The 13,269-nt window shown below is 72.1% G+C and carries 11 protein-coding genes; 3 read left to right on the top strand and 8 right to left on the bottom strand.

The genetic code is table 11. The annotated features are described in order from the left end of the window. Positions 1 to 253 precede the first annotated feature (253 nt). Genes LOY02_RS14180 through LOY02_RS14150 form a run of 7 tightly spaced genes read right to left on the bottom strand, consistent with a single transcriptional unit; the run spans position 254 to position 7,784 of the window. Positions 254 to 1,021 (bottom strand): SDR family NAD(P)-dependent oxidoreductase, encoded by a 768-nt coding sequence (locus LOY02_RS14180; protein WP_410505958.1) that lies wholly within the window; start codon positions 1,019 to 1,021, stop codon positions 254 to 256. Positions 1,022 to 1,053: 32 nt separating this feature from the next. Then, positions 1,054 to 2,541, bottom strand: coding sequence for an aldehyde dehydrogenase family protein (locus LOY02_RS14175; protein WP_317183010.1), 1,488 nt, complete (start codon positions 2,539 to 2,541; stop codon positions 1,054 to 1,056). After that, positions 2,538 to 3,374, bottom strand: coding sequence for an ATP-binding cassette domain-containing protein (locus tag LOY02_RS14170; protein ID WP_317183009.1), 837 nt, complete (start codon positions 3,372 to 3,374; stop codon positions 2,538 to 2,540). Before LOY02_RS14170 ends, LOY02_RS14175 begins: the two co-directional genes overlap by 4 nt. Beyond that, on the bottom strand, positions 3,371 to 4,429 hold the full coding sequence (locus LOY02_RS14165) for an ABC transporter ATP-binding protein (RefSeq protein WP_317183008.1): 1,059 nt from the start codon (positions 4,427 to 4,429) through the stop codon (positions 3,371 to 3,373). Before LOY02_RS14165 ends, LOY02_RS14170 begins: the two co-directional genes overlap by 4 nt. Further along, entirely contained in the window at positions 4,426 to 5,289 is an 864-nt protein-coding gene (locus LOY02_RS14160) for an ABC transporter permease (RefSeq protein ID WP_317183007.1), read from the bottom strand. Before LOY02_RS14160 ends, LOY02_RS14165 begins: the two co-directional genes overlap by 4 nt. After that, positions 5,286 to 6,236: an ABC transporter permease gene (locus LOY02_RS14155; protein WP_317183006.1), complete on the bottom strand. Its 951-nt coding sequence runs from the start codon at positions 6,234 to 6,236 to the stop codon at positions 5,286 to 5,288. The genes LOY02_RS14160 and LOY02_RS14155 overlap by 4 nt, the downstream gene beginning before the upstream one ends. Positions 6,237 to 6,260: 24 nt before the next feature. Continuing rightward, complete coding sequence (locus tag LOY02_RS14150; protein ID WP_317183005.1) at positions 6,261 to 7,784, bottom strand: ABC transporter substrate-binding protein; 1,524 nt, start codon at positions 7,782 to 7,784, stop codon at positions 6,261 to 6,263. Positions 7,785 to 7,925: 141 nt separating this feature from the next. On the opposite strand from LOY02_RS14150, the gene LOY02_RS14145 reads away from it, so the two are divergent. Together LOY02_RS14145 and LOY02_RS14140 are read left to right on the top strand one after the other, a co-directional pair. Next, complete coding sequence (locus tag LOY02_RS14145) at positions 7,926 to 9,374, top strand: amidase (protein ID WP_410505957.1); 1,449 nt, start codon at positions 7,926 to 7,928, stop codon at positions 9,372 to 9,374. 4 nt (positions 9,375 to 9,378) lie between these two features. After that, positions 9,379 to 10,158, top strand: coding sequence for a FadR/GntR family transcriptional regulator (locus LOY02_RS14140; RefSeq protein ID WP_317183003.1), 780 nt, complete (start codon positions 9,379 to 9,381; stop codon positions 10,156 to 10,158). 40 nt (positions 10,159 to 10,198) lie between these two features. Here the strand turns inward: LOY02_RS14140 and LOY02_RS14135 are convergent, their stop codons facing one another. Further along, positions 10,199 to 10,813: a hemerythrin domain-containing protein gene (locus LOY02_RS14135; protein ID WP_317183002.1), complete on the bottom strand. Its 615-nt coding sequence runs from the start codon at positions 10,811 to 10,813 to the stop codon at positions 10,199 to 10,201. A gap of 118 nt (positions 10,814 to 10,931) precedes the next feature. On the opposite strand from LOY02_RS14135, the gene LOY02_RS14130 reads away from it, so the two are divergent. Next, positions 10,932 to 13,269 (top strand): Tex family protein (locus LOY02_RS14130; RefSeq protein WP_410505956.1); only part of this gene is annotated, 2,338 nt, incomplete at its 3' end.

Genomic DNA, 13,269 nt, shown 5'->3' with positions numbered 1-13,269 from the left:
AGGGCGGAGGTGGATTTTGGGGCCACTCGACGAAGCAGCAGCGACACGTCTCGGGCCCCGTCGTCGATCGCCGCCCTCACGTCGAGTGGCCAGACTTTCCCCGCGCTCAGCTCGAGTGGCCAGACTTTCCCCGCGCTCAACTCGAGTGGCCCCACTGTGCACAGGCCCACGGGCCCAAGACCTGTGGAAACCCGGGCCACTCGAGTGGGGGGGTGTGGCATTTGGGGCCACTCGACTTGAGGTGGCGGGTGGGTCACCTGGGGGGCGTGTAGCGCCCGTCGATCGCGGTCCAGCCGCCGTCGACGACGAGCTGCGTGCCGGTGACGAACGACGAGGCGTCGGAGGCGAGATAGACCACGGCCCCGGCGAGCTCCTCGGGGCGTGACCACCGGCCGAGGGCGCTCTTGGCGGCGTAGGCCTCGGCCCACTCGGGCACGTTGCGGATCTGGGCGGTCAGGGGCGTCTCGACGACTCCCGGGGCGATCGCGTTGACCCGGACCCCGCGTGGTCCGAGCTCTGCAGCCGCCGCCCGCAGCAGCTGCACGAGACCAGCCTTGGTCGCGGCGTAGACCCCCTGGCCGGGCTCGACCGTCAGGGACCGGATGGAGCTGAAGGCGATGATGCTGCCCCGACCGCGCTCGGCCATCCCCGGGCCGAAGGCGCGGACGAGGTCGAAGGCCGCTCTCAGGTTGAGGTCCACGACCCGGTCGAACTCCTCGTCGGAGTAGTCGAGGACGTGCTTGCGGACATTCGTCGCGGCGGAGTGGACGAGGACGTCGACGACGCCGAGCTCCTCCGCACAGCGCCGGACCGCGTCCCGGTCGAGGACGTCGAGCTCATACGCGCTGAGCCCCTCGCCGAGGTGCGTCGTGCCCTCCGCCGCGGCCAGGTCCCGGTCGACGCAGACGACCTGCGCCCCGTGGGCGGCCAGCGCGAGGGCGCTCTCGCGACCGATGCCGCTCCCGGCGCCGACGACGACGGCCCGCCGACCGTCGAGTCGGAAGAGGCGCGCGTAGTCCACGCGGCCCCCGCCCCCCGGCACTGCGGAGGACGTCACGACGGGCTCCTCGGTTCTGGCTGGGATGCAGTCGTCGGGCGGATGATCGCCATCCGCGTCACGGTCAGCTCCTCGATGGCGAAGCGGGGCCCCTCGCGTCCCACGCCGGAGTCCTTGACCCCGCCGTAGGGCATGACGTCGGAACGGAAGCCGGGCACCTCGTTGACGACGACCCCGCCAGTCTCGATGCGGTCGATGGCCCGGAACGCCGTCTCGAGGGACGCGGTGAACACGCTCGCGTGCAGCCCGTAGCGGGACCGGTTCACGACCTCGATGGCCTCGTCGACGGATGCGACCGACCGCACGGCGACGACAGGCCCGAAGACCTCCTCGTCCCAGGCGAGCTGGCCGTCGGGGACGTCGAGGAGCACCGTCGGCTGCATCACGCCCTCGCGGACGTCGCCTCCGGTCACGAGCGTCGCACCCGCCGCAACGGCTGTCTCGACCCAGGAGCGGACCCGCTCAGTGGAGCGCTCGTCGATGAGCGCCGAGACCCGCGTCTCCGGTGAGCGCGGGTCGCCGACGACGACCTCGGCCATCCGCGCGGCGAGTGCGGTGAGGAACGCCTCGCGCACGTCCTGCACGACGACGACGCGCTGAACCGAGATGCAGGCCTGCCCCGACGCGTAGTAGCCACCCCGCACCACGGCAGAAGCCGCCGCGTCGAGGTCCGCGTCCTCGGCGACGACGAGGGCGGAGTTCGACCCGAGCTCGAGCAGGACCTTGGTCGGTGCGGCGTCCTTCGCGATCTGGTGCCCGACCGCGGCCGAACCCGTGAACGACACCGCGCCGACGCGCGCGTCGGTCGTCAGCGCCACGCCGACGTCGGCGCCGCCGGTGACGAGCTGGACGAGACCCCTGGGCGCGCCCACCGCAGCGAGCGCCTCCCGGACGAGGTGGACGAGCCACAGCGTCGCCAGCGGCGTCTGCGGGGCCGGCTTGATGACGACGGGGCAGCCGGCCGCGAGGGCGGGGGCGAGCTTGTGGGAGGCGAGCAGGAGCGGGTAGTTGTAGCCGGCGATCCCGACGACGACGCCGATGGGTCGCCGCACCCAGAAGCCGAGCAGTCCCTCCCCGCTCGGCAGGAGGTCCAGCGGCACGGTCTCGCCGTGCAGGCGTGCCACCTCCTCGGCTGCGGTCGTCAGGGTGAGCAGGGTGCGGTCGACTTCGACCCGGCAGTCGACGAGCGGCTTGCCGGTCTCGAGGACGAGCAGCAGCTCGAAGTCCTCGCGCTGCACGGCCACGGCCCGCGCGGTCTCCGTGAGCGCCGCGCGACGGACGTGCGAGGGCAGGGAGGCGGCGCGCTCGCGCAGCCCAGCGGCATACGAGATCGCTTGGGAGGCAAGCTCGCTCGACCCGACGGGCGTCGCGGCGACGAGCTCACCGTTGTAGGGGAAGTGCACGGACGCCGTCGTGGGCGCGGGCACCCACGCCTCGCCGATCGGCAGCCCGGCGGGATGGGCGAGGGTGTGGAGTCCGGTCATGAGCCACCTCCGACGAGCTCAGCGGTGCCGCCACCGCGCAGGGCGCGCCGCATGCTCGGCGCGGCGCGCAGCAGCTGCTTGGTGTAGGGGTCCTGGGGGTCGTCATAGACCTGCGCCGTGGGGCCGAGCTCGACGACCTTCCCGGCGGACATCACCGCGACGCGGTCACAGATGTGGCGCACCACGGACAGGTCGTGCGAGACGAAGACGAGGGTCAGCCCGAGCTCGTCCACCAGCTCGGTGATGAGGTTGAGGACCTGCGCGCGCACCGACACGTCGAGGGCGCTCACCGGCTCGTCGGCCAACAGGATCGAGGGGCGCGGCGCGAGGGCGCGGGCGATGGAGATCCGCTGGCGCTGTCCCCCGGAGAACTGGTGGGGGAAGCGGTGAGCGGCCTGCGGCGACATCCCCACGGCCTCGAGGAGCTCGTGGACCCTCGCCTCGCGCGCGTCCCGGTCGTGGCCGCCCTGGGCGACGAGGGGCTCGGCGATGATGTCGCGCACCCGCATCCGCGGGTCGAGCGAGCCCATGGGGTCCTGGAAGACGACCTGCAGCTGCGACCGGACGAAACCGAGGTCGCGCTCGTGGCGACCCGTGATGGCCATGCCCTCGACGTAGATCTCCCCGCTCGTCGGGCGGTCGAGGGCTGCGATGAGACGGAGCAGGGTGGACTTGCCCGAACCCGACTCGCCGACGATGCCGAATCGCTCACCCCGGCCCACCTCGAAGCTGACCCCCTTGACGGCTTCGACAGCAGTTGCCTTGTGCCGCAACGAGGTCCGCGGCCGCCGATAGTGCCGCACGACATCCTCGACGACGATCGACGCGCTCATCGCTCCCCTCCGGCCGGGTGGACGCAGGCATGCCCGTGCTCGGGGCTCGGTCCGCTCCATGGTGGTGGGACCGCGCACTCGGCGGTGGCGTGCGTGCAGCGGGTGCGGAAGACGCACCCCTCGGGGAATGCTCCGGCGGACGGCACCGTCCCCGGGATCGTGTCGAGTGGTTGGTGCGGGTCGGCGCCCTCGAGGTCGGACGCCCCGAGCAGGCCCTCGGTGTAACGGTGACGGGGCCGGGTGAACACCTCGGCGACGGGGCCGGCCTCGACGATGCGGCCGCCATACATGACGAGGACGCGCTCGCAGACCGTCGCGACGACGGGCAGGTCGTGGGTGATGAAGAGCATCGCGGAGTTGCGGGCCTCGACGCCTCGGACGATGAGGTCGAGGACCCGCGCCTGGACGGTGACGTCGAGCGCCGTGGTCGGCTCGTCGCAGACGAGCAGCTCCGGGTCGTTGGCGAGGGCGATCGCGACGACGACCCGTTGCCGCTGGCCGCCGGAGAGCTGGTGCGGGTAGGCCTGGGCGATCTCGGCCGCGGCGGGCAGCCCCACCTGGTCGAGGAGCGCCACGACCCGCTCGCGGACCGCGCCGCGACGAGCCTCGGGTCGCCCGCCCCGCCCCGCGTGGATGAGGATCGTCTCGGCCACCTGGGCACCGACGCGCATCGTCGGGTTGAGGGCGGTCATCGGCTCCTGGAAGACCATCGACACGTCGTTGCCCCGCACGAGCGCCATGTCGCGCTCGCGCGCGCCGACGACGTCGTGCTCGACGCCGGCGAGGCGCACCGAGCCCGTCACGCGGGAGCCCTCAGGGAGGAGGCCGAGGAGCGCGAGACTCGTCAGGGACTTGCCCGAGCCGGACTCGCCGATGAGGCCGACGCGCTCGCCGCGCCGGATGGTGAAGGTGAGGTCGTGGAGGAGGTCGTGCCGTCCGATGCTCACCGAGAGCCCCCGGACGTCGAGCACGGGCCGGTCCTCAGGTGCCCCGGGTGGGGAGGTTCCGTATGCCGCTGTGCCGGCGTGCGTAGGCGTCACTGGGTTCGCGCTCATCGCCGGTCCTCCAGCCGCGGGTCGTAGCGGTCGCGGAGGCCGTCCCCGAGGAGGTTGAAGCCGAGCACGGCGAGGGCGATGGCCGCACCGGGGATGAAGGCGAGGCGCGGCGCGGAGAAGAGCAGTTCCTGGCTCTCCTGGAGCATCCGCCCCCAGCTCGGGGTGGGCGGCGGCGTGCCGTAGCCGAGGAAGGAGAGGGCAGCCTCGGCGAGCACGGCGATCGCGAAGGCGACGGAGGCCTGGACGATGATGAGGCTGCTCACGTTGGGCAGCACGTGCCGCAGCCCGATCGCCCAGGGCGTGCGGCCGGCGGCGCGGGCGGCGAGGACGTACTCCGAGCGCAGCACCTGGAGCGCACCGCTGCGCACGATGCGCGCGAAGCTCGGGATGGTCGCGATGCCGATGGCGATCATCGCGACGAGCGTGCTGCCGCCGTAGACCGCGCTGAACATGATGGCGAGCAGCAGCGCAGGGAAGGCGAGGAGCAGGTCCATCCCGCGCATGAGCGTCTCGCCGAGCCAGCGCGGGGCCATGGCGGCGATGATGCCGAGCGGCACTCCCAGCAGGCCCGCGACGCCGACGGCGACGACCCCGACGAAGAGCGTCGTCCGCGCGCCGACGAGCACCTGGCTCAGGACGTCGCGACCGAACTTGTCGGTGCCGAGCCAGTGGTCGGGGTCGCCGACGTCCCGCAGCCGCGATGAGGCGTTGACCAGCGTCGGGTCGTGCGGCGTCCAGACGAAGGAGAGCAGGGCCATGAGGACGACCCCGACGACGAGGACGCCGCCGACGACGAGGCTCGCGCCGGGACGCCGTCGCGCTGCGGGCCGGCCCGCCAGGGGAAGTGCCTCGGCGGTCATCGATGCCCCACCCGGAGCCGCGGGTCGATCGCGAGGTAGAGCAGGTCGACGAGGAAGTTGACGAGCAGCACGGCGAAGACGAGCAGCATGACGATGTCCTGGACGAAGACGAGGTCCCGGTTGGAGACCTGGTCGAGCAGGAGGCTGCCGAGGCCGGGGATGACGAAGACGCGCTCGACGACGACGGCCCCGATGAGCAGGGTCGCGAGCTGGAGCGCGAGGACGGTGACGACGGGGATCGCGGCGTTGCGGAAGCCGTGCCGCCACAGGGCGCGGAAGGGGCCGAGTCCCTTGGCGCGGGCCGTGCGGATGTAGTCCTCGCGCTGGACGTCGAGGATCGAGCTGCGGACATAGCGCGTGAGCACCGCACCCTGGACGATGCCGAGCGAGAGGACCGGCAGCACGAGCTGGCGCAGGAACTGGACCGGGTCCTCGCTCGGCGGGGTCCAGCCGTTCGCCGGCAGCCAGCCGAGCCGCACGGCGAAGACGGTGATGAGCAGGATCCCGGCGAGGAACGCAGGCACCGCGACGCCGACCTGCGAGAGTGCGGACAGGACGAGCCCGCTGGGGTGCCGGTGCCGCACTGCCATGAGCGTGCCGAGCGGCACGGCGATGAGCACGGCGAGCAGCATCGCGCAGGCGACGAGCCAGAGGGTGACCTGGAGCCGGTCGAGGATCTGCGGCGCGATCTCGACCTGGGAGACGTAGCTGCGGCCGAGGTCGAAGCGCAGCAGGCCCGACACCCACGAGAAGTACTGCTCGACGAGCGGCCGGTCGAGGCCGAACTCCGCCCGCAGCGACGCCACCGCCTCCTCCGAGGCGTTGACGCCGAGCGCGACCCGGGCCGGGTCGCCCGGGAGGAGCACCATGAAGCCGAAGACGATCACGGAGCTCACGGCGAGGCTCACGAGGAGGATCGCGGACCTCCGGACGACGTGCAGCAGCATGGGCCGGCCCGTGCGACGGGCTGCTCAGCTGCGGCTGAGGTCGGAGAGGCGGAACGACTCGGTGATGGCGTTCTTCGGCAGCCCGGTGATGCCCTTCTCGGCGACCATGAGGTTCGGCAGGAGGAAGAGGAAGTCCCCGGCCGCGTCCTGCGACAGCTCGCGGGCCGCCTTCTTCATCAGCTCGATCTGCTCCTCGGCGGTGCCGGCGTCGGCCGCCGCGAGGTCGGCCTGGAGCTGCGTGCTGTCGTAGCGGGTGTAGTAGTCCGGGTTGCCGAAGACGGCGGGCAGGTCACGCGGCTCCACGTGCGCGACGATCGACATGTCGTAGTCGGCGTCGGTGAAGACGGTGCTCAGCCAGACCGCGGGGAACTCGAGCTGGTCGAGGTTGACGGTGAAGCCGGCCTGCTCGAGCTGGCTCTTGACGACCTGGCCGCACGAGGTCGCGTAGGGCAGGGACGGCAGACGCAGCCGCAGCGGCGTCGACCCGACGCCCGTCTCGGCGACGAGCGCCTTGGCCTTCTCGAGGTCGTAGGGGTAGAGGCCGGTGAGGTCCTCGTACCACGGGTCGGTCGGGGGCACCATGCTGCCGATGAGGGTTCCTCGGCCGGCCCAGCACGTGTCGAGCAGCGCCTGGTGGTCGATGGCGTGGCGGACGGCCTGGCGCACCTTGAGGTCGTTCATCGGGGCCTTGCTGTTGTTGAACGACAGGAGGACCTCGCCGTTGGTCGTGCCCTCGGTGATCTCGAACTTCTCGTTGCCCTCGAACTGCTGGAGCGACTCGGGGGCCTGGACGGTGCCGACGACGTCGATGGTGCCGGTGAGCAGGGCGTTGTTGAGCGCCGACGGGTCCTTGAAGTACTTGAGGGTGACGTCCTGGAAGAACGGCTTGGTCCCCCAGTAGTCCGGGTTCGCGGTGAACGAGATCGAGTCACCACGGCGCCACTCGTCGAAGACGTAGGGACCGGTGCCGACCGGCTTGGCCGCGAGGTCGGAGACGCCCTGCTCGGTCATCATGGCGCCGATGCGGGTGGACATCCGGTAGAGCCAGTTGTTGCTCGGCTGGGTCAGGGTGACCTCGAGCTGGGTGTCGCTCAGCGCCTTCGCCTCGGCGACGACGTCCATGGCGGACTTGAGGGAGACGGTCCAGTCGCTCTTGACCCGGTTGATCGAGAAGGCGGCGTCCTTGGCCGTGAACGGGGTGCCGTTGGTGAACGTCGCGCCCTCGACGAGGTCGAAGGTGTAGGTCTTGTTGTCCTCGGAGACCTGCCACGACTTCGCGAGCGCCGGCTGCAGCTCACCCGACTGGTCGACCTTGACGAGCGTCTCGTAGACGTTGTCGAGCAGCGCCTGCGGGATGGCCGCCCCGTCCTTCGTCGTGAAGTCGAGGCTCACCGGCTCGGCGACGAGCCCGACGGTGAGGGACGTGTCGGTCGCGCCGGCTCCCCCGGTCGTCGACGTGCCGTCGGAGGTGCCGGAGCCGGCCGAGCAGGCGGTGAGCGCGAGGAGCAGGACGCTCCCGGCAGCGGTGGCGAAACGGCTGGGCTTCATCGCGACTCCATCCCTGCGGCACATCGGTCAGCGCTGGTCTGACCAGTGGACTTTTCGGCCTTGAGCGCTACCGTTTCCTTCGGTGGCGCGGATGTCAAGGGTCGACACCGCTCCGAGACCGAAAGGGCGGTGAACGGCAACGTGGCGACGGACCCAGCCCAGCGCCCGGCGCGCCTGACCGCGCAGGCGTTGTCAGCGGCATACGGCTCCCTCACGCTCTCGCCCGTCGACGTCGTGGACGATGTCGCCGACGTCATCACGCAGCGAGAGCCCGAGCTCAACGCCTTCTGGCGGTACGACCTCGACGAGGCGAGGTATGCCGCTGAGCGCAGTGCCGCACGCTGGCGAGCGGGTGCCCCGCTGAGTCCCGTCGACGGCGTTCCCGCCACGGTCAAGGAGAACCTCGCGCGGACGGGGGTGCCGATGCCGTCCGGGAACGCCGGCGTCACCCCGGTCGTGCCCGAGCGCAGCGCACCCGTCGTCGAGCGGCTCGAGGAGGCCGGCGCGATCATCCTCGGCTCGACCGTGATGCCGGACTGGGGGATGCTCTCCTCCGGGGTCTCGAGCCTGCACGGGATCACGCGCAGCCCCTGGGACCCGAGCCTCACGACCGGCGGGTCGAGCGCGGGTGCCGGTGCCGCCGCAGCCGCGGGCTACGCCCCCCTGCACGTCGGGACCGACATCGGCGGCTCCATCCGCCTGCCCGGGGCCTGGCTCGGCCTGACCACCCTGAAGCCGAGCGCCGGCCGCGTCCCGCTCCAGGCGCCCTTCCTCGGTCGGGCGGCCGGGCCCATCACCCGGTCGGCCGCCGACGCCGCACTGCTGCTCGACGTCATCAGCCGACCCGACCCGCGCGACTGGACGGCCCTGCCGCCCGAGCACCTCGACCTCGCCGACCTCACCGTCGGCGGGACCTACGACGTGGCCGGCCTGCGGGTGGGGCTCCTCGTCGATGCCGGCTGCGGCCTGCCCGTCGACCCCGCCGTGCGCGACGCGGTCGAGGAGGCGGCGCGGGTCTTCGAGGCGGCAGGCGCGACGGTCGAGCGGCTCGAGCCCTTCCTCGAGCCGGACCTGCTGCGACGACTCGACGAGTTCTGGCGGGTGCGATCCCTCGTCGACTTCGACGCCCTGGCCCCCGCTGCCCGGGACCGGGTGCTGCCCTTCATCCGGCGTTGGGTCGAAGCGGCCCGCGACGTGACCGCCCAGGAGCTCATGCGCGACTACACGAGCATCATGCGGCTCCAGCAGGCAACCGCCACGGCGACCCAGGCGTTCGACCTCGTCCTGTCGCCCGTCGCGCCGGTCGCGGCCTTCCCCGCCGAGTGGCCGATGCCGTGGGGCGAGGGCGACGAGGGCATGGCGCACATCGGCTTCACCGTGCCCTACAACATGACCGGCCAGCCCGCCGCGACGGTCAACTGCGGTTTCCTGCCGGACGGTCGGGCGATCGGGCTCCAGGTCGCGGGCCCGCGCTTCGACGACGTGGGAGTGCTCCGCGCGGTGCACTGGTTCGAGCACCGCCGCAGTCCCGAGGCGACGCCCGACTGGCCGATCCCACCACGCGACCCGGCTCCCCTGGACCAGGGCTGATCCAATGACTGACCAGCCCGCCTTCGAGCAGGTCCGGCCGGTGCGGCTCTACGAGCGGATCGTCGAGCAGGTCGAGGCCGCGATCGCGAACGGCGAGCTGGTTCCCGGGCAGCACCTGCCGAGCGAGCGCGAGCTCGTCGCCCAGTTCGGCACGAGCCGGGCGACGGTGCGCGAGGCCCTGCGTGTCCTCGAGAGCAACGGCCTCGTGCGTTCGCGCCCCGGCGACCCCAACGGGCCGGAGGTCCTGCCCTTCACCGCCCGGGGCCTGAGCAAGCAGCTGCGCCGCCTCGCCCGTGCCGAGGAGCTCACCCTGGCCCAGCTGCTCGTCTCGCGGATGATGCTCGACGCCACCGCGAACCGGCTCGCCGCAGTCCTTCGCACGGCCGAGCAGCTCGCCGACATGGAGGCCGCGATCGACGGGATGCGCGTGGCCCTCGACCTCGGCTACGACGCGTTCGGCGAGGCCGACCTCGCCTTCCACGAGGCGGTCGCCGCTGCCTCGGGCAACACGATGATCCAGGTGAGCAACGAGGTCGTGCGCGACACCGTGCTCTCGGTCATCTCCGACAGGATCGCCCACGCCCGCAACAGCAAGGCGCTGATGCGGCGGTCCCTCGAGCACCACGAGCAGGTGCTCGACGCGATCCGGTCGGGAGACGGGCCGGAGGCTGCGCGCGCGTCGTTGCAGAGCCTCTACGACTACTACGCAGGCTACGTCCCCGCCGTCGAGCGGCGCGCCCTGCGAGCCCTGCTCGACCCGGCTCCACCGACTGGGGCCGGTTGACGCCGGGTTGAGGCCGGGTTGAGGTCGGGGTGAGGCAGGGTCAACCGTCGGAGCGGGCCGCCTCGCGCTTGGCCTCCTCGAGCTTCTCCTCGGCCTTGTCCACCTTCTCCTGGGGCGTGGGCAGCTCGCCCGCCTTCCTCGCCTCGGCGACGATGCGCCGGAGGTTGGCCAGGCTGCCGCAGTCCTCGTCGATCTGGCGGTTGCGCTCCGCGGCGAACACCGCACCGAGCTCGAGCCGGGCCTTCTCGGACAGGTCCTGACGCGCCGGGTTGAGCAGGGTGAGCTCCTCCTCGACGAGGTGGTGGCCGGCGAGGTTCGACAGTTCCTCGACCGCGTCCTCGTAGGCCTGCGTGTCGGTGCCCTTGAGCTCCATCACGGCGAGGAGCGCCTCATTGCCCTCGGCATGCTCCTCCCGGCCGTGCTCGACCTCGTGGCGCCCGACCTCCTCGGCTCGCTTGCGGAACGCCGGATACACGTGCCGCTCCTCCGCCTCGGCGTGCGCGACGTGCACGGCCGCGAAGGCGCGACGGGCGGCGTCGCGGTCACCCGAGTCATCCCGCATCTGTCTGAGGAGGTGCTCCATGAGGTAGTGGTCCTCGAGGATGAGGTCGATCACGTCGCCCCCGACCGGCCGGTGCACGTCATAGGTCGTCATGACTCAGTGTTACCCCGCGGCCGGGGCCGTTCGCTGTGACGTGAGACTCAGCACGCGCGCACGCATTCAAACGGCGTTCCTGTGGGGGGCCGCGCGCCGCCGGACCGGGACCGGCAGAATGCAGGCTCCACGCGTTGGAGCGCGTGGATGTGACACGAGGGTGGGAGGGCGCGTGGGTTCGCAAGGGCAGTCGATCGGGCAGCGGATCGCCGAGGAGCTCGGCGTCCGCGCTGGTCAGGTGCAGGCAGCGGTGGGCCTGCTCGACGGTGGGGCGACCGTGCCCTTCGTCGCGCGGTACCGCAAGGAGGTGACCGGCGGCCTCGACGACGCGCAGCTGCGCACGCTGGAGGAGCGCCTCGGCTACCTCCGCGAGCTCGAGGAGCGCCGCGCGGCCGTCATCGCCTCGATCGACGAGCAGGGCAAGCTCACCGAGGAGCTGCGCGCCCAGCTCCTCGCTGCCGGGACCAAGGCCCGGCTCGAGGACATCTACCTGCCCTACAAGCCGAAGCGCCGCACGAAGGCGCAGATCGCGAGGGAGTCAGGCCTCGAGCCGCTCGCCGACCGGCTCCTCGCCGACCCCTCGCTCCCCCCGCAGGCCGCGGCAGCCGCCTTCATCGACCCGACGACGGGCGTGCCCGACGCCGCGGCCGCCCTCGACGGCGCCCGCGCCATCCTCGTCGAGCGCTTCGCCGAGGACGCCGACCTCGTCGGGGACCTGCGCGAGCGGATGTGGTCGCAGGGCCGCCTCACGTCCCGGGTCCGCGAGGGCAAGGAGGAGGCGGGCGCGAAGTTCGCCGACTACTTCGACTTCTCGGAGCCGTTCACGACGCTGCCCTCCCACCGGGTCCTCGCGATGCTCCGGGGCGAGAAGGAGGAGGTCCTCGCCCTGACCGTGGACCCGCTGCCGGCCTCCGACGAGCCACCGACCGGGCCGACCGACTACGAGCGGGCGGTCGCACGCCGTTTCGGGATCCGCGACGAGGGCCGTCCCGGCGACGGCTGGCTCGCCGAGACGGTCCGCTGGGCCTGGCGGACCAAGCTGCTCGTCCACCTCGGCATCGACGTGCGAATGCGCCTGCGCCGGGCAGCCGAGGACGAGGCCGTGCGCGTCTTCGCCGCTAACCTGCGCGACCTGCTGCTCGCCGCACCGGCGGGGTCCCGCGCGACGATGGGTCTCGACCCCGGCTTCCGCACCGGGGTCAAGGTCGCGGTCGTCGACGCGACCGGGAAGGTCGTGGCCACCGATGTCATCCATCCCCACGTCCCGCAGAACCAGTGGGACCGGTCCATCGCCACCCTCGCGCGACTGTGCGCCGAGCACCACGTCGAGCTCATCGCCATCGGCAACGGCACGGCCTCCCGCGAGACCGACCGCCTCGCCCAGGACCTCGTCAGGCGTCACCCCGAGCTCGGAGTCACCACGGCCGTCGTCTCGGAGGCGGGAGCGTCCGTCTACTCGGCGTCCGCCTATGCCTCCGCGGAGCTGCCGGGCCTCGACGTCTCCCTCCGGGGCGCCGTGTCGATCGCCCGGCGCCTCCAGGACCCCCTCGCCGAGCTCGTCAAGATCGAGCCGCGGTCGATCGGCGTCGGCCAGTACCAGCACGACCTGCCCCAGACGTCCCTGTCCCGCTCGCTCGACGCCGTGGTCGAGGACTGCGTCAACGCGGTCGGCGTCGACGTCAACACCGCCTCCGCTCCCCTCCTGCGACGGGTCTCGGGCATCACGGCCGGCCTCGCCGACGGCATCGTCTCCCACCGGGACGCCCACGGCCCCTTCCGCAGCCGGAAGGCGCTCAAGCAGGTCCCCCGACTCGGGGCCAAGGCCTTCGAGCAGGCAGCCGGCTTCCTCCGGATCACCGACGGGGACGACCCGCTCGACTCCTCGGCCGTCCATCCGGAGGCCTATCCGGTCGTCCGCCGGATCCTCACCGACACCGGCGTCGAGCTGCGCGCACTGATCGGCGACACCGCCACGCTGCAGGGCCTGCGGCCCGAGCACTACGTCGACGACACCTTCGGCCTCCCGACCGTCACGGACATCCTCGCCGAGCTCGACAAGCCCGGTCGCGACCCCCGCCCTGCCTTCCGCACCGCGACCTTCAAGGAGGGGGTCGAGGAGCTGAAGGACCTTCGGCCCGGCATGACGCTGGAGGGCGTCGTGACCAACGTCGCGGCCTTCGGTGCGTTCATCGACGTCGGTGTCCACCAGGACGGCCTCGCCCACGTGTCGGCCCTCTCGAACCGCTTCGTGTCCGATCCCCGCGAGGTGGTCAAGCCGGGCGACGTCGTCAGGTGCAAGGTGCTCGACGTCGACCTGCCGCGCAAGCGCATCTCCCTGACGCTGCGGCTCGACGACGAGGTCACGCCGGGCGGCCGCACGACCGGGAGGCGAAGGGGCCAGGAACGCGGGCGACCCCGGGGACCGCGCGCCGAGCAGCCCCGTGAGCAGCCCCGTG

Origin of the sequence: Intrasporangium sp. (genome assembly GCF_032907665.1) — a bacterium.
In the GTDB taxonomy this organism is placed as follows: Bacteria; Actinomycetota; Actinomycetes; order Actinomycetales; family Dermatophilaceae; genus Intrasporangium.
Note: the sequence above shows the minus strand (reverse complement) of the source record. Positions and strands in the feature narration are given on the sequence as shown.